Here is a 16,727-nt window from a genome sequence, read left to right on the forward strand (position 1 = left end):
AGACGCTCACCAACACGCAGAGTGGCGATCGGGGGATCGATGAGCGAGCAGGGCAGGGAACCGTCCGCGCGCGGGCGGCTCGCGGAGGAACGGGCGCGGGACGCGGTCCGGCGCCGGCGCCGGCGGGCGCTGCTCGTCGTCCTCGGCGCCGTCACCGTGGCGGCGGTCGCGGTCGTGGTGGTCGTCGTCGCGCTGTCGCGCAGCGGCGAGGAGCCGCTGAAGAACTCCTACAAGGGTGCGCTGGCGCCCGCCGCACGCCAGCGGGACGGGTCGGTCGCCATGGCGCAGCCGGGGGTCTCCTCGCCGGTCCTGGACGTGTGGGAGGACTTCCAGTGCCCCGCCTGCAAGGCGATGGAGGAGCGGGTCGGCGCGACGATGAAGGAACTCGCCGCGCAGGGCAGGGTCAAGGTCGTCTACCGGCCGTTCCAGCTCTTCCAGCAGGACCCGCTGATGTCCAACTCGCGGCGCGCCGCGAACGCCGCCGCCTGCATGCCCGCCGAACACTGGGTCGCCTACCACGACAAGCTCTACGCCGAGCAGCCGCCCGAGGGCGACACCGGCTTCTCCACCGGTGACCTCGTCAGGTGGGGCGAGCGGCTCGGGGTCACCGACCCCTCCTTCGCCGCCTGCGTCCGCGGCGACCAGAAGATCGGGACGGTGAACCAGGCGAGCGCCCAGGCCGGCCGGGCGGGCGTCGACGCGACCCCGTACCTCGCGCTGAACGGCAAGAAGGTCGGCAACGACGCCCTGGCCTCGCCGAACGACCTCAAGAAGGCCGTCGCGGAGGCCGGCGGCGGCGCGCCCGTGCCGGGGAGCACGCAGTCCAGCGGCACGGCGGGCGGCTCCGGCGCGGCGGCCGCGAAGATGACGATCTCGTCGCGGTCCTAGAGGAGGCGCGCGCTGTGCCCCGGAGGCGGTAACGTCAACGGTCATGCACCCGGTCGCCTACATACCGAGTCCCTCGCAGGGCGTCTGGCACCTCGGCCCCGTGCCGCTGCGCGCCTACGCCATCATGATCATCCTCGGCATCGTCGCCGCGGTCTGGCTGGGCGAGCGCCGCTGGGCCGCCAAGGGCGGCACCCCCGGCGTGATCATCGACGTGGCCGTGTGGGCGGTGCCGTTCGGCCTGGTCGGCGGGCGGCTCTACCACGTGGTCACCGACTACCAGCGCTACTTCGGGGAGAACGGCGACCCGATCCGGGCGCTGGAGATCTGGAAGGGCGGCCTCGGCATCTGGGGGGCCGTCGCGCTCGGCGCGGTCGGGGCGGTCATCGGCTGCCGGCGGCGGGGGATCTCGGTGCTGGCGCTCGGCGACGCGGTGGCCCCGGGCATCGCGCTCGCGCAGGCGATCGGCCGCTGGGGCAACTACTGGAACCAGGAGCTGTACGGCCGCCCGCTGGACACCTTCTGGGCGCTGAAGATCGATGAGAACCACCGGCCGATGCTGGACGGCGGCCCCGGCCTCGACCCCAAGTACGCCGACGTCGCGACCTACCACCCGACGTTCCTGTACGAGTCGCTGTGGTGCGTCGGCGTCGCGATCCTGGTGATCTGGGCCGACCGCCGCTACAAGCTCACGCACGGGCGCGCGTTCGCCCTCTACGTCGCCGCCTACACCGTCGGGCGCGGCTGGATCGAGGCGCTGCGCATCGACGACGCCCACCACGTCCTCGGGCTGCGGCTCAACGACTGGACGTCCATCGTCGTCTTCGTCGGCGCGGTCGCCTACCTGTACCTTGCGCGCGGGCGCACCGGCCCGGAGAACGTCGGCGCCCCCGCGGACGCGCCGTCCGCCGCCGTCCCCGCCGCGGTGGAGCCCGAGGCGAAAACGGAGGCGCCGGACGACACCGCCGCCGTAGCCGCCGCGGACCACACGGACGGGGAACCGGCCGGGGAGCCCCCTGTGCCGGACGAGCCCGCGCAGGACGAGCCCGCGCAGGACGAGCCCGCGCAGGACGCGGTGACCGAGGCCGAGGCCCCGGAGACCGGGGAGCCTGCGGTGGCGGCCGGGGAGCCGGAGGCAAGGCCCGCCGGTGAACCCGAGTCCGCCCCCGAGGCCGCTGAGGAGGCTCCCGCACCGGAGGCGGAGGCGGGCGGGGTGGCGGAGCCCGGAAGCGAGACCGATCCGGAGCCCGAGGTCGAGACCCCCGGCGCCGAGGCGGCGGACTCGGCCGGGGAGAATGAGGTTGACGGTGCCGCCGGCCACGACCAGGTGGAGAAGGGGGAGCCCGTCAAGGACGGGAAGTAGGAAACGGCGACTGTGTCCGACACAGACGAGAAGCACGGCGTGCGGCCGGAGCAGCATCACCAGCACCGCGACGTCACCGGCGGCTGGCTGCGGCCGGCGGTGTTCGGCGCGATGGACGGGCTGGTCTCCAACTTCGCCCTGATCGCCGGGGTCGCGGGCGGCCAGGCGACCCAGAAGGTCGTGCTACTGGCGGGCCTCGCCGGCCTGGCGGCGGGCGCGTTCTCGATGGCGGCGGGGGAGTACATCTCGGTCGCCTCCCAGTCGGAGCTGGCGCAGGCGGAGATCGAGGTGGAGCGGCTGGAGCTGGCCCGCCACCCGGTGGCCGAGCAGCGGGAGCTGGCCGAGGTCTTCGAGGCGCGCGGCGTCGACCCCGAGACGGCCGCCGAGGTCGCGCGGCAGCTGTCCCGCGACCCCGAGGAGGCGCTGGAGGTGCACACCCGGGAGGAGCTCGGGGTGACGCCCGGCGACCTGCCCTCGCCGGTCCTGGCGGCGGGCTCGTCGTTCCTGTCGTTCGCGGTCGGCGCGCTGCTGCCGGTGCTGCCGTACCTGCTCGGCGCGACCAGCCTGTGGCCGGCGGCGGGCATCGCGGCGCTCGGCCTGTTCTTCGCCGGCGCGCTGGTGTCGCGCATCACGGCCAGGGCGTGGTGGTTCGGCGGATCGCGGCAGCTGCTGTTCGGCGCCGCCGCGGCGTTGATCACCTACGGGTTCGGCGCGCTGATCGGCAGTAACGGGCTGTAGACCAAGGAATCTGGGCGAAACACCCTTTTGGCCGCGCGAGGGGGACCGGGACCGCTAAGCTCCGGGGCTGTGATCGAGGCTTCTGACACCGGTTCCGCCGAGGCCGCCGAGGGCCGCCGGCGGGACTTCTGGCCGGAGGACAAGTCCGGCCGCAGGCTCCCCAGTCCGAAGCTGCTGCTGGGCGCGGCCGCCGCGCTGGTCGCGGTGGTCGTCGCGGTGGTCGCGGTGGTCATGCTGACCGGCGGCGGCGACGAGGCGAAGCCGCAGCGGCGCGCGGTGCCGACCGCCTACGCGCCGGACTACCTCGGCGAGGGCTTCGCCAAGCTCGCCTCCCGCTCGAACGACCCCCGTCCGATCACCGAGGGCGAGGCGTTCTCCGCCAAGACGCTCAAGTCGGGCAAGTACACCTTCACGCTGGCCGAGTCCCAGCTGAGCTCCGACTGCAAGGCCGCCACCTGGGGCGGCCGGCTGCAGGGCGACCTCGCCAAGTACCAGTGCAGCCAGATCGCCCGCGCGGCCTACGTCAGCGCCGACAGCAAGCACGTCGGCCAGTTCGCCGTGATCAACCTCGTGAGCGAGGAGGGCGTCAAGCAGATCCTCCGCGACCTGGAGCCGGCGACCGCCGCCGGCTGGGTGTCCCCGCTGCAGCCGAAGGGCACCCCCGCGTTCGGGCCCGGCTTCACCGCCGCCTACACCAAGACCTACGGCCACTACGCCGTGGTCACCTGGGTGGAGCGGGCCGGCGGCGCGCAGCCCGCCTCGCTGAACGAGATGATCGATGTGAGCCTGGCCATCGAGAACGCCGCCGACTTCCTGTACGGGCGCCTCGACCTGGTCTCCGGCGGGAAGACCGGGCAGTGACCGGGCCGGGTACGGGCGCGCCGCCCGCCCGCGGCGAGTAGTCTGCGCGGTCGTGGACCCCGATGAGCACCGCCGCGGCGGCTCGGGGCGGCCTCCGGTGAGCCGCCCGGGCCGCCGGCAGCAGCCCGCTTCGCGCCGGACCGCGCAGTCCCGGTCGGGCGGCACGCGCCGGACCCCGCCGCCCCGCCGCTCCGCGGCGCGCCGCGAACGCCCCTCCCCGCCGCCACCGAGGCCACCCCAGGACGACGCCCAGTACGGGGACGCCCAATACGGCGATCCGCAGTACGGAAATTCGCAGTACGGGGACCCGCAGTACGGCGACTCCCAGTACGGGGGCTCCCAGTACGGGGACGCCCCGTACGGGGACGGTGTCCAGGACGACGCGTTCGCGTCGGAGGATGGCCGTACCGACCTCCCGGCTGAGGGCCGCACCGGCGGCCGGGGCCGCTCCAGGCGGCCGGACAAGCGCGGGAAGGGCAGCGGCAAGACCGGTGGCAAGACCGGTGTTAAGGCTGGCGGCAAGGGCGAGCGCGGGCCGGCGAAGAACCCGGGGAGGCCCTCGGGACGTCCAAGCGCGCCGGAGCGCGGGCCGGCCGCGGCACGCGGCGCGGGCGGGCCGGGCCCGAAGCTGTACTTCGGTGCGGCGGCCGTCCTGGGCGTGCTGGTGCTGCTGGGCCTCGGCGTCGTCGTCCTGACCGGCGGCGACTCCGACCCGAAGCCCCCGAGCGCGACCGGCGCGAAGATCGGACGGCCCGCCGGGACGGGCCCGTCGCCGACCTCCTACTCCAGCTCGCCGTCCAGCGCCGCCTACGCCGGGATCGCGGCCCGCGGTACGGACCCCCAGGCACTCACGGAGGGCGAGGCGTTCCCGTCCTCGGCGGCGAAGCTGCCCCTTCCGGACGGGACGGTCTCGGTGAAGCTGCGCGCCAAGCGGCTGGACGGCGACTGCGCCGCCGCCGTGTGGGGCGGATCCGTCGGCGAGGAGCTCGCCAAGGGCGGCTGCACGCAGGCGGCGCGCGGGATCTACTCCGACACCGAGCACGGCTACGCGCTGGCCGTCGCCGTGTTCAACCTCGCCGGCTCGGCGGACGCCGACCGGTTCGTCGCCAGGCTGGAGACCACGATCGGCGCGGGTTTCGTCCGGCCTCTGGAGGCGCCCGCCCCGCTGGACCGGTTCGGGCGGGGCTTCGGAATGGCGCGGGGCCTCGCGATGGGGCACTTCGCGGTGGTGTCGTGGGCGCAGCGCCTGGACGGCAAGGGCGACGAGAAGGACGAGACCCTGCTGTCGCTGCTGATCGAGGGCGGAAAGTCCCCGGCGGTGCTCGGCCGCGCGGCCCGCGGGACCGGCTGACACTCCTCCGGCTGACACCCGTCCGGTCGAGCCGCCTACGGCTGAGCCGCATCCGCCCGGATTCGGGCCGGTCGCGTCCGGTTCCGGCGAGGCCCGTCCGCCCTGGGTCCGCCCCGGGTCTGGGCGAGGGCCTGTTTCGGTAGGTCTTCGGCGTGTTGCCGTAAACATCGCGTACCGGTGATGAGTTTCACCGAGGTCACGGCGCTCCGCTTCCGGACCCAGCCGGTAACCTGGTCTAAACCAATCTGAGATGACGCGCACCCGATTCGTCCGAAGAAGTTTCGCGATCCGGTGCAGTCGGGCATGATCCCGGCAGTGATGTAATGTCATCTCACCGCAGCAGGGCCAACGTCGTCCCGTGCCGCACTGACATCGAACAGTGACACGACGACGGGAGGGTTGATGGCTTCTGCTGCCCTCACACCTGATGGCCGTGTACCGGGCCGCCCCCAGGCGCAGGGTCTGTACGACCCGGCCAACGAGCATGACGCCTGCGGCGTCGGCATGGTCGCCGACCTGCATGGACGCAAGAGCCACGACATCGTCCAGAACGCCCTGGACGTCCTGAAGAACCTCGACCACCGCGGGGCCGTCGGCGCGGAGCCGGACGACGGCGACGGCGTCGGCATCCTCGTCCAGATCCCGGACGCGTTCTTCCGCGAGGTCTGCGACTTCCCGCTCCCCGAGGCCGGCGGCTACGCGGCCGGCGTCGCGTTCCTGCCCGCGGACGGCGACGAGCGCGCCGCCGCGGTCGCCCACATCGAGACGCTGTGCGTGGAGGAGGGCCTGACGGTCCTCGGCTGGCGCGAGCTCCCGCACGACCCCCGCTTCACCGGCCCGGCCGCCCGCCGGGTCATGCCGCACTTCGCGCAGCTGTTCGTCGCCCCCGCGGCGGGCGGCCCGCACGAGGGCAGGACCGGCCTGGAGCTGGACCGCGCGGTGTTCTGCATGCGCGAGCGCGCCGAGCAGGACGTGCGGGTCTACTTCCCGAGCCTGTCCAGCCGCACGATCGTCTACAAGGGGATGCTGACGACCCCGCAGCTGGAGCCGTTCTTCCCCGACCTGTCGGACCGCCGCTTCACCAGCGCGATCGCGCTGGTGCACTCGCGGTTCTCGACCAACACCTTCCCGGCCTGGGAGCTGGCGCACCCGTACCGGTTCATCGCCCACAACGGCGAGATCAACACGGTGAAGGGCAACCGGAACTGGATGCGGGCCCGCGAGGCGCTGCTGAAGTCCGACCTGCTGCCCGGCGACATCTCCCGGATCTTCCCGGTGATCGACATCGAGGCGTCCGACACCGCGTCGTTCGACGAGTGCCTGGAGCTGCTGCACCTGGGCGGCCGGTCGCTGCCGCACGCGGTGCTGATGATGATCCCGGAGGCGTGGGAGAACCACACCGAGATGGACGCCGAGCGCCGGGCGTTCTACGAGTTCCACTCCACGCTGATGGAGGCGTGGGACGGCCCCGCCAGCGTCAGCTTCACCGACGGCACCGTCGTCGGCGCGGTCCTGGACCGCAACGGGCTGCGCCCGGGCCGGTACTGGGTGACCGACGACGGCCTGGTCGTGCTGGCCAGCGAGGCCGGCGTGCTCGACATCCCCGCCGCCAAGGTCGTCCGCAAGGGCCGCCTCCAGCCCGGCAAGATCTTCCTCGTCGACACCGCCGCCGGGCGGATCGTCGAGGACGACGAGGTCAAGGCCGAGCTGGCCGCCGAGCACCCCTACGGGGAGTGGCTGCACGAGGGCCTGGTCCGGTTCGAGGAGCTGCCGCAGCGCGAGCGGGAGATCCCGACCCACGAGACGCTCGTCCGGCGGCAGCAGACGTTCGGCTACACGCTCGAAGAGCAGCGGATCATCCTGACGCCGATGGCGCAGACGGGCGCGGAGCCGATCGGGTCGATGGGCACCGACACCCCGATCGCGGTGCTGTCGGAGCGCCCGCGGCTGCTGTTCGACTACTTCAAGCAGCTGTTCGCGCAGGTCACGAATCCGCCGCTGGACGCGATCCGCGAGGAGCTCGTCACCTCGCTGCAGTCCACGCTCGGCCCGGAGGGCAACCTGCTGGAGCCCGGCCCGGAGTCGTGCCGCCGCCTGGTGCTGCCGACCCCGATCCTGGACAACGACGAGCTCTCCAAGATCATCCACATCGATGACGAGGGGTCGCTGCCGCACCTGGCCGCGTACGTCGTGCACGGCCTGTACGACGTCGCCGGCGGGGGAGAGGCCCTCCAGGCCCGCCTGGAGGAGATCGACTCCGAGGTCAGCCGGGCCATCGAGGCCGGCGCGCGGATCATCGTGCTGTCGGACCGCGGCGCCGACTCGGCCCGTGCCGCGATCCCGTCGCTGCTGCTGACCGGCGCCGTGCACCACCACCTGATCCGGGAGAAGACCCGCACCCAGGTCGGCCTGGTGGTCGAGACGGGCGAGGCCCGCGAGTGCCACCACATGGCGCTGCTCATCGGGTACGGCGCGTCCGCGATCAACCCGTACCTGGCGATCGAGACCGTCGAGGACCTCGTGCGCGGCGGCGCGATCGAGGGGCCGGACCCGGCCAAGGCCGCCCGGAACCTGGTGAAGGCCTACGGCAAGGGCGTCCTGAAGGTCATGTCGAAGATGGGCGTGTCCACGGTCGCGTCCTACACCGGCGCGCAGATCTTCGAGGCGATCGGGCTCGGCGCGGACGTGGTGGCGCGGTGCTTCACCGGCACCACCTCGCGGCTCGGCGGCGTCGGCTTCGACGTGCTGGCCCGCGAGGTCGCCGAGCGGCACGCGCGCGCCTACCCGCCGGGCGGCAACGACCTGGCGCACCGCACCCTGGAGGTCGGCGGCGAGTACCAGTGGCGCCGCGAGGGCGAGCCGCACCTGTTCAACCCGGACACGGTGTTCAAGCTGCAGCACGCCACCCGCACCCGCCGCTACGAGATCTTCAAGGAGTACACCTCCAAGGTCGACTCGCAGGCCGAGAAGCTGATGACGCTCCGCGGGCTGTTCCGGCTCCGCGAGGGCGACCGGCAGCCGGTGCCGATCGAGGAGGTCGAGCCGGTCTCGGAGATCGTCAAGCGGTTCTCCACCGGCGCGATGTCCTACGGCTCCATCTCGGCGGAGGCGCACGAGACCCTCGCGATCGCGATGAACCGCCTCGGCGCCAAGTCCAACACCGGCGAGGGCGGCGAGGACCCGGCGCGGTTCGTCCCGGACGAGAACGGCGACCTGCGGCGCAGCGCGATCAAGCAGGTGGCGTCCGGCCGGTTCGGCGTGACCTCGGAGTACCTCACCAACGCCGACGACATCCAGATCAAGATGGCGCAGGGCGCCAAGCCCGGCGAGGGCGGCCAGCTGCCCGGCCACAAGGTCTACCCGTGGATCGCCAAGACGCGGCACTCCACCCCGGGCGTCGGCCTCATCTCGCCGCCGCCGCACCACGACATCTACTCGATCGAGGACCTGGCGCAGCTCATCCACGACCTGAAGAACGCCAACCCGGCGGCGCGCGTGCACGTCAAGCTCGTCTCCGAGGTCGGGGTCGGCACGGTCGCGGCCGGGGTGTCCAAGGCGCACGCCGACGTGGTGCTCATCTCCGGGCACGACGGCGGCACGGGCGCGTCCCCGCTGACGTCGCTGAAGCACGCCGGCGCGCCGTGGGAGCTCGGCCTCGCCGAGACCCAGCAGACGCTGCTGCTGAACGGGCTGCGCGACCGCATCGTCGTGCAGACCGACGGGCAGATGAAGACCGGCCGCGACGTCGTCGTCGCGGCGCTGCTCGGCGCCGAGGAGTACGGTTTCGCGACCGCGCCGCTGGTGGTGTCGGGCTGCATCATGATGCGGGTCTGCCACCTGGACACCTGCCCGGTCGGCGTCGCCACCCAGAACCCGGTGCTGCGGCAGCGGTTCTCCGGCAAGCCCGAGTTCGTGGTGAACTTCTTCGAGTTCGTCGCCGAGGAGGTCCGCGAGTACCTGGCGGCCCTCGGGTTCCGGTCGCTGGACGAGGCGATCGGCCACGTCGAGATGATCGACACCCGGGAGGCGGTCGAGCACTGGAAGGCCGCCGGCCTGGACCTGGCGCCGGTCCTGCACGCCCCGGCGCGGGCGGAGGGCGCGGCCCTGCACCGGATGGTCGAGCAGGACCACGGGCTGGAGAAGGCCCTGGACAACACGCTGATCCAGCTCGCCGAGGGCGCGGTCTCGTTCGGCGACCCGGTGCGGCTGGAACTGCCGATCCGCAACGTCAACCGGACGGTCGGGACCATGCTCGGCCACGAGGTGACCAAGAAGTGGGGCGGCGGCGGGCTGCCCGACGACACCATCGACGTCACCTTCACCGGTTCGGCGGGCAACTCCTTCGGCGCGTTCCTGCCGCGCGGCGTCACGCTGCGGCTGGTCGGCGACGCCAACGACTACGTCGGCAAGGGCCTGTCGGGCGGGCGCGTCACGCTGCGCCCCCCGCGGGACGCCGGGTTCGCCGCCGAAGAGCAGATCATCGGCGGCAACGTGATCCTCTACGGCGCCACGTCGGGCGAGCTGTTCGCCCGCGGGGTCGTCGGCGAGCGGTTCTGCGTCCGCAACTCCGGCGCCACCGCCGTCGTCGAGGGCGTCGGCGACCACGCCTGCGAGTACATGACCGGGGGCCGCGCGGTGATCCTCGGCCGGACGGGCCGCAACCTCGCGGCCGGCATGTCCGGCGGCATCGCCTACGTCCTGGACCTGGTGCCCGAGCGGGTCAACGGCGAGATGGTCGACCTGGAGCCGCTGGACGCCGCGGACGCGGAGTCCGTCCGGGCGCTGACCGAGCGGCACCTGGCCGAGACCGGCTCGGCGGTGGCCCGGCGGCTACTGGACGACTGGGACGCCGCCGCCGCCCGCTTCACCAAGATCATGCCGCGTGACTACCGGCGGGTCCTGGACGCGATGGCCAAGGCGGAGGCCGAGGGACGCGACGTCGACGAGGCCGTCATGGCCGCGGCGCAGAGCTGAGAGAGGGGGACTTCCAACATGGCTGACCCGAAGGGTTTCCTCACCGTCCGGCGGGAGCTCCCGAAGCGCCGCCCGGTCGACGTGCGGATCAGGAGCTGGTCGGAGGTCTACGAGGACTTCGGCAAGGACCGGCTGGAGAAGCAGGCGAGCCGCTGCATGGACTGCGGCATCCCGTTCTGCCACCAGGGCTGCCCGCTCGGCAACCTCATCCCCGAGTGGAACGACCTCGTGTACCGCAAGGACTGGCAGGAGGCCGTGGAGCGGCTGCACGCCACCAACAACTTCCCGGAGTTCACCGGGAGGCTGTGCCCGGCGCCGTGCGAGAGCGCCTGCGTCCTCGGCATCAACCAGGACCCGGTCACGATCAAGCGGGTCGAGGTCGAGATCATCGACCGGGCGTTCGCGGAGGGCTGGGTGCGGCCGCAGCCGCCGTCCGTCCAGACCGGCCGGAAGGTCGCGGTGGTCGGGTCGGGGCCCGCGGGCCTCGCCGCCGCCCAGCAGCTCACCCGCGCCGGCCACGACGTCACGGTGTACGAGCGCGCCGACCGGATCGGCGGCCTGCTGCGCTACGGCATCCCCGAGTTCAAGATGGAGAAGCGGCACCTCGACCGGCGCCTCGCCCAGATGAGCGCCGAGGGCACCGCCTTCCGGACCTCGGTGGACGTGGGCGTGGACATCACCGCGGAGGACCTGCGCGCCTCGCACGACGCCGTGGTGCTGGCGGGCGGCGCCACCGCGTGGCGCGACCTGCCCGTCCCGGGACGGGAGCTCAAGGGCGTCTACCAGGCGATGGAGTACCTGCCGCCCTCGAACAAGGCGCAGGAGGGCGACTACGACGTGTCGCCGATCTCCGCCGAGGGCAAGCACGTCGTCGTCATCGGCGGCGGCGACACCGGCGCCGACTGCATCGGCACCGCGATCCGGCAGGGCGCCGCGTCGGTCACCCAGCTGGAGATCATGCCGCGGCCGCCGCAGGCGCGCCCCGACGGCCAGCCGTGGCCGACGTACCCGATCCTGTTCAAGGTGGAGAGCGCCCATGAGGAGCTCGCCGACATGGGCGGCGACCGCGTGTACGCCGTGTCCACCACCGAGTTCCTCGGCGACGAGGACGGCAACGTCCGCGCGCTGAGGCTGGTGGAGGTCGGCGGCCCGCAGACGGGGTTCGCGCCCGTCGAGGGCACCGAGCGGGAGATCCCCGCCGAGCTGGTCACGCTGGCCATGGGCTTCCTCGGCCCGCAGCGCGAGGGGCTGCTGGAGCAGCTCGGCGTCGAGCTGGACCAGCGCGGCAACGTGGTCCGCGACGGCGACTACCGCACGTCCGTGGACGGCGTGTTCGCCGCGGGCGACATGGGCCGCGGCCAGTCCCTGATCGTCTGGGCGATCGCCGAGGGCCGCGCCGCCGCGCACGGTGTCGACGCCTACCTCGGCGGCCGGACGGACCTGCCGTACCCGATCCCGCCGACGGCGCGCCCGATGGCCTGACCCGTACAGCGCGGAAGCGGGGCCCTGGAGGTTCTTCTCCAGGGCCCCGCCGCTGCGCGGGAACGCGGCCCGGCGGCCCGGCCTCCTGTCGGAGCGGTGTGCCAGCATCGGGCCATGGGAAACGTTCGGACGGGCACGCCGCCCACCCTGGACACCGGTGTCCTGCGCCGGATGAGGCTCGCCCGCGACGCCATGGACCGCGAGTGGGCCGAGCCGCTCGACGTCTCCGCCGTCGCCGCCCGCGCCGGGTACTCCCGCTACCACTTCGTCCGGCTGTTCCACGAGGTCTACGGGGAGACGCCCGGCGCCTACCTCACCCGCCGCCGCATCGAACGCGCGCAGGACCTGCTGCGCACCGCCAACCTGACCGTCACCGAGATCTGCGTGCAGGTCGGCTTCACCAGCCTCGGCACGTTCTGCACCCGTTTCAAGCAGCAGACCGGGGCGACGCCCACCGAGTTCCGCAGGCGCGCCCGCGCCGGCGCCACCTCCGCCATCCCCGGATGCTTCGTGATGTTCTGGGCGGGCGGCTTCCGCAAGCAGCAATAACGGAGAAGCCCGAGCGGATCGCCGCGCCCTAGCGTGAACGCACCGACCCCGTTCACCGAAGGAGACACCGGCATGATCACCAACCTCGGGCTGGCCACCGTCTGGGTCCTCGACCAGGACTCGGCCAAGGAGTTCTTCACCGGCAAGCTCGGCCTGGAGGTCCGCGACGACATGACGCTCGGCGAGGGCGGGATGCGCTGGATCACCGTCGGCGCCAAGGACCAGCCCGAGCTCAGCCTCGCCCTCATGATCCCCGGCCCGCCCACCATGGACCCCGACTCCGCCGCCCAGATGAGGGCGCTCATCGCCAAGGGCGTCCTCGGCGCCGGCGCCTTCAACACCGACGACTGCCAGGCCGAGTACGAGCGCCTGTCGGCCCGGGGCGTCGAGTTCGTCCACCCGCCCCAGAAGCGCCCCTACGGAATCGAGGCGATCTTCCGGGACGACTCCGGCTGCTGGTACAGCCTCACCCAGACCTTCGACGAGCTCGACGAGAGCGTGCCCTGGAACGGCTGAGCGGACTCGGGGGAGCGGATCAACCGGTCAGGCGGGCGCCGAGCTCGCGCAGCACGTCCACCAGCCGCTCCACGTCGGCCCTCGTCGTCCGCCAGTTGAGCGGCGCCGGACGGAACACCGTCATGCCACGGTAGGTGCTGGTGCCCGCGTAGACGCGGCCGTCCGCCAGCAGCGCCGCGCCCAGGCGCGCGTTCAGCTCGTCCAGGTCCTCCTCCGGGACGCCGTCCGGGCGGTACCGGAAGCACGCGACGCAGAGCCGCACCGGAGCGAGCAACTCCAGGTCGGGCGCCGCCTCGACGAGCCCGCCCAGATGGGCCGCCACGTCGAGGTGGCGCTCCACCATCTCCCGGTACCCGTCCCGCCCGTACGCCCGCAGCGTCGCCCAGATCGGCAGCGCCCGCGCCCGGCGCGACGACTCCGGGCCGAGCATGTTGTAGTTGACCCGCTCCTCGTCGGCGTCCGGCAGGTACGCGGCACCCCACGCCCCGAACGCCCGGCTCAGCGACGCCGGATCGCGCACGAAGGAGAACCCGCTCTCGTACGGCACGTTCAGCCACTTGTGGCCGTCCGCCGTCACCGAGTCCGCCCGCTCGACGCCCCGCGCGAGATGGGCCGTCCGCGGGCTGAGGGCCGCGAACAGCCCGAACGCGCCGTCCACGTGCAGCCAGGCCCCGTGCCGCTCCGCGAGCTCCGCCATCTCGGCGACCGGGTCGCTGTCGCCCGTGTTCACCTCGCCGAGGTTCGCCACGATCACCGCCGGCCCGCCCGCCGCGGCCAGCGCGGCGTCCATCGCCTCCAGATCGACCCGCCCGGCGTCGTCGCGGGCGAACGTCCGCAGGGTGTCGCGGCCGCAGCCGAGGATCTGCAGCGCCTTGCGGGTGCTGACGTGCACGAGCCCGCTGGTGAACACCGGCATCTCCGGCAGCCCCGCCAGGCCCCGCGACGCGACGTCCACCCCGTGCCCGGCCGCCCACCAGTGCCGCGCCGCCGCGAGGCCCGCCACGTGCGCGAACGTGGCGCTGGGCGTCAGCACGCCGCCGAAACCCGCGGGCAGGCCGAACAGCTCCTTCAGCCACCGCAGGACCACCGTCTCCGCCCGCGCCGCCAGCGGCGACGTCAGCCACAGCCCGGCCGCCTGGTCGAGCAGCGACGCCGCCCAGTCGCCCGCCATCGCCGCGGGCGTCGACCCGCCCACCACGAAGTGGAAGAACCGCGGCCCGGACGAGTGCGTCGCCGCCCGGGTGCCGATCCGCACCAGCCGCTCGACCGCCGCCACCGCGCCGTCCCCCGTGTCCGGAAGCGGCCCGTCCAGCTCGTCCAGGAGCGGGTCCTGCGCCCGGTCGTGGACGGGACGGTCCCGCAGGCTCGCCAGATACGGCTCCGCCGCCCGCGCCACCACCGCGAGCGGGGCACCGGCGATGTCACGTTCCCCAAGCGGATCGCTCATGGCGCAAGGAGATCACAACGGCGGCGCCAGGGGGAACGCCGGGAAACATGAGAAAGAAGGTAACTTGTGGTCTTCGTGCTGGTCGGCTACGGTCCCGCCTGGGTTCGTCCTGCGACGGCCCGCGCCGGCTGCCACCGCTGCGCCCGCGGCCGCCACCGAGGACCGCCCGCTCCCGCACACCGCGACGCGGGACCTCAGGGGCCCGGCCACCCACCGCTGGGGTGGCCGGGCCCACCGCGCCGGTCCCCGCGCCCGCGTCCGATTCCTACAAGACGCCCGACCGCCCGCGCCCTAGCGTGAGAGCCATGAAGGTCCTGCACCGAACCGGCCTCCCACGCGCCGCGGAGTTCCTGCGCCTCAACGGGCGCCTCATCGACCGGCACCGCTTCGCCCTCCACTTCCGCGCAGGCCCCGCCGCACCCGTCCTCGCCGCCCTCCGGCCCTACGAGAACCCCGACGGCGGATACGGGCACGCCCTCGAACCCGACCTGCGCGGCGAGGACAGCCAGCCCGTCCCCGCCCAGCACGCCCTCCAGATCCTGCACGAGGCGGGAGCCGACGACGACCCCGCCGTCGAACGCATCGCGGGCTACCTGGCGTCCATCACCGCGGACGGCGGGGGAGTGCCGTTCGTCCTGCCGACCGTCCGCGACGCCCCCCACGGCCCCTGGTGGCGGACACCCGACGACCCGCCCGGAGCGATCAACCCCACCGCCACCCTCGCCGGCATGCTCCACAGGGCCGGCGCCGACCATCCCTGGCTCGGACCCGCCACCGACTTCTGCTGGCGCTACCTGGAGACCCCCGGCGCCGAACCCGGCCCCTACGACGTCCTCGCCGTCCTCACCTTCCTCGACCACGTCCCCGACCGCGACCGCGCCGAGACCGCCTTCGCCCGCGTCCGCGACACCCTCGCCGCCCACGCCGCCAGCGACCACCAGGGACCGCTCGACTTCGCGCCCGCCCCCGGCGGCTACGGCCACCGGCTCTTCGACGCCGCCGACATCGACGCCCGCCTCGACGCCCTCATCGACGAGCAGGCCGACGACGGCGGCTGGGACGTCGCCTTCCCCATCTGGACACCCGTCACCGGCCCCGAATGGCGCGGCCACATCACCGTCGAATGCCTCAGGACCCTGCGCGCCTACGGACGCCTCAAGCCCTGACCGGCCCGGAGGCGGTCACAGCAGGTTCCGGACGGGCTCACCCGCCAGCGCCCTCACCTCATGCGCGAAATGGGCCTGGTCGGCGTACCCCGCCGCATACGCGACCTCCGCCAGCGGCCCGCCCGCCCGCGCCAGGCCCAGCGCCCGCTGGAACCGCAGCACCCGCTGCAGCGTCTTCGGCCCGTACCCGAACGCCGCCACCGACCGGCGCCGCAACTGCCTCTCACCCATCCCGAGCGCGTCCGCCACATCACGGACCGAGCCCTCCGCCAGACCCCCCGCCATCGCCGCGACGAGCGGATCCGCGGGACCCATCCGCGCCCGCAAGGCCGCCACCAGCGCCGCGCGGCGGTCGTCCGCCGCCGCCACGGCCTCCGCCAGCCGGTCGGCCTCCCCGCCCCACAGCTCCCGCAACGGCACCCGCCCGTCCCGCAGCGCGTCCGCCGGGACGCCCAGCACCGGCGGCGCCGCCCCCGGAGCGAACCGCACCGCCGCGATCTCCTCGCCCGGCCGCATGACCGCCGGCATCGGACCCGTGTCCGGACCCGCCACCACGATCCCGCCGCCCGCCCAGATGACGTCCACGCAGCCGTCCGGAAGCACGCGCTGCACGTACGGCTCGGCGCCAGGCGGCAGCGCCGCCGTCCAAGAGCAGGCCAGCCCCGGCGTCCGGTACTCGCGGTAGCCCGTCGGATTCACCCTTCCTGCATACCACCCGAGTTCACGGGCAGGGGTCCCAGAACACCGACCAACGGAGGAGACCGATGCCGAACAACGATCTTCAGGGCAAGACCATCGCGTTCCTGTGCGCCCCGGAGGGCACCGAGCAGGTCGAACTGACCGAGCCGTGGAAGGCCGTGGAGCAGGCCGGCGCCACCCCGCGCCTGGTCTCCACGCAGTCCGGCCGGCTCCAGGCGTTCAACCACCTGGACAAGGGCGACACCTTCCCCGTCGACACCACCGTCGACGCCTCCGACCACACCGAGTTCGACGGCCTCGTCCTGCCGGGCGGCGTCGCCAACCCCGACTTCCTGCGCACCGAGCCCGCCGCCGTCGCGTTCGCCCGCGCGTTCTTCGACGCGGGCAAGCCCGTCGCCGTCATCTGCCACGGCCCGTGGACCCTCATCGAGGCCGACGTCGTCCGGGGGCGGACCGTGACGTCCTGGCCGAGCCTGCAGACCGACCTGCGCAACGCGGGGGCCACCTGGGTGGACGAGGAGGTCAAGATCTGCGAGGACGGCCCCAACGTCCTGGTCAGCAGCCGCAAGCCCGACGACCTCAAGGCGTTCTGCCAGGCCGCCGTGGAGGCGTTCAAACGGTGACGCGGCCACATGTGGTCTAGACCTCTGACCTAGACCACTGGGTGAACCCCGGGGGACCATATCCTGCACGAAT

General features: G+C 73.3%; 13 protein-coding genes. 11 read left to right on the forward strand and 2 right to left on the reverse strand.

Translation table 11 applies throughout. The annotated features are described in order from the left end of the window. Window positions 1-39: 39 nt before the first annotated feature. The 9 genes from BKA00_RS03995 to BKA00_RS04035 all read left to right on the forward strand — a co-directional run bounded on the left by BKA00_RS03995 (window position 40) and on the right by BKA00_RS04035 (window position 12,719). A complete protein-coding gene (locus BKA00_RS03995; protein ID WP_185023629.1) occupies window positions 40-888 on the forward strand; it encodes a DsbA family protein in 849 nt (282 codons plus the stop codon). Between the two features lie 43 nt (window positions 889-931). Next, entirely contained in the window at window positions 932-2,248 is a 1,317-nt protein-coding gene (gene lgt / locus BKA00_RS04000; protein ID WP_185023630.1) for a prolipoprotein diacylglyceryl transferase, read from the forward strand. Window positions 2,249-2,260: 12 nt separating this feature from the next. Continuing rightward, window positions 2,261-2,986 carry a VIT1/CCC1 transporter family protein gene (locus BKA00_RS04005; RefSeq protein WP_230298474.1) on the forward strand — a complete coding sequence of 242 codons (726 nt, stop codon included), beginning with the start codon at window positions 2,261-2,263 and terminating at the stop codon, window positions 2,984-2,986. 69 nt (window positions 2,987-3,055) lie between these two features. Further along, on the forward strand, window positions 3,056-3,847 hold the full coding sequence (locus tag BKA00_RS04010; RefSeq protein WP_185023631.1) for a hypothetical protein: 792 nt from the start codon (window positions 3,056-3,058) through the stop codon (window positions 3,845-3,847). A 52-nt stretch (window positions 3,848-3,899) separates the two neighbouring features. Further along, on the forward strand, window positions 3,900-5,198 hold the full coding sequence (locus tag BKA00_RS04015) for a hypothetical protein (protein WP_185023632.1): 1,299 nt from the start codon (window positions 3,900-3,902) through the stop codon (window positions 5,196-5,198). A gap of 402 nt (window positions 5,199-5,600) precedes the next feature. After that, complete coding sequence (gene gltB / locus BKA00_RS04020; protein WP_185023633.1) at window positions 5,601-10,172, forward strand: glutamate synthase large subunit; 4,572 nt, start codon at window positions 5,601-5,603, stop codon at window positions 10,170-10,172. A gap of 18 nt (window positions 10,173-10,190) precedes the next feature. After that, entirely contained in the window at window positions 10,191-11,654 is a 1,464-nt protein-coding gene (locus BKA00_RS04025) for a glutamate synthase subunit beta (RefSeq protein ID WP_185023634.1), read from the forward strand. Window positions 11,655-11,768: 114 nt separating this feature from the next. Beyond that, on the forward strand, window positions 11,769-12,203 hold the full coding sequence (locus tag BKA00_RS04030) for a helix-turn-helix transcriptional regulator (protein ID WP_221493007.1): 435 nt from the start codon (window positions 11,769-11,771) through the stop codon (window positions 12,201-12,203). A gap of 72 nt (window positions 12,204-12,275) precedes the next feature. After that, on the forward strand, window positions 12,276-12,719 hold the full coding sequence (locus BKA00_RS04035; RefSeq protein ID WP_185023635.1) for a VOC family protein: 444 nt from the start codon (window positions 12,276-12,278) through the stop codon (window positions 12,717-12,719). A 19-nt stretch (window positions 12,720-12,738) separates the two neighbouring features. On the opposite strand, the gene BKA00_RS04040 is transcribed toward BKA00_RS04035, so the two are convergent. After that, complete coding sequence (locus BKA00_RS04040) at window positions 12,739-14,166, reverse strand: pyridoxal phosphate-dependent decarboxylase family protein (protein ID WP_185023636.1); 1,428 nt, start codon at window positions 14,164-14,166, stop codon at window positions 12,739-12,741. Between the two features lie 305 nt (window positions 14,167-14,471). Between BKA00_RS04040 and BKA00_RS04045 the strand changes: the two genes are divergently transcribed. Then, window positions 14,472-15,332 carry a hypothetical protein gene (locus BKA00_RS04045; RefSeq protein ID WP_185023637.1) on the forward strand — a complete coding sequence of 287 codons (861 nt, stop codon included), beginning with the start codon at window positions 14,472-14,474 and terminating at the stop codon, window positions 15,330-15,332. Between the two features lie 15 nt (window positions 15,333-15,347). Here BKA00_RS04045 and BKA00_RS04050 read toward each other — a convergent pair whose 3' ends face one another. Next, window positions 15,348-16,031 carry a helix-turn-helix transcriptional regulator gene (locus BKA00_RS04050; protein WP_185023638.1) on the reverse strand — a complete coding sequence of 228 codons (684 nt, stop codon included), beginning with the start codon at window positions 16,029-16,031 and terminating at the stop codon, window positions 15,348-15,350. A 65-nt stretch (window positions 16,032-16,096) separates the two neighbouring features. Between BKA00_RS04050 and BKA00_RS04055 the strand changes: the two genes are divergently transcribed. Then, window positions 16,097-16,654 carry a type 1 glutamine amidotransferase domain-containing protein gene (locus tag BKA00_RS04055; protein WP_185023639.1) on the forward strand — a complete coding sequence of 186 codons (558 nt, stop codon included), beginning with the start codon at window positions 16,097-16,099 and terminating at the stop codon, window positions 16,652-16,654. Window positions 16,655-16,727 lie beyond the last annotated feature (73 nt).

The organism is Actinomadura coerulea (genome assembly GCF_014208105.1).
Lineage (GTDB): Bacteria > Actinomycetota > Actinomycetes > Streptosporangiales > Streptosporangiaceae > Spirillospora > Spirillospora coerulea.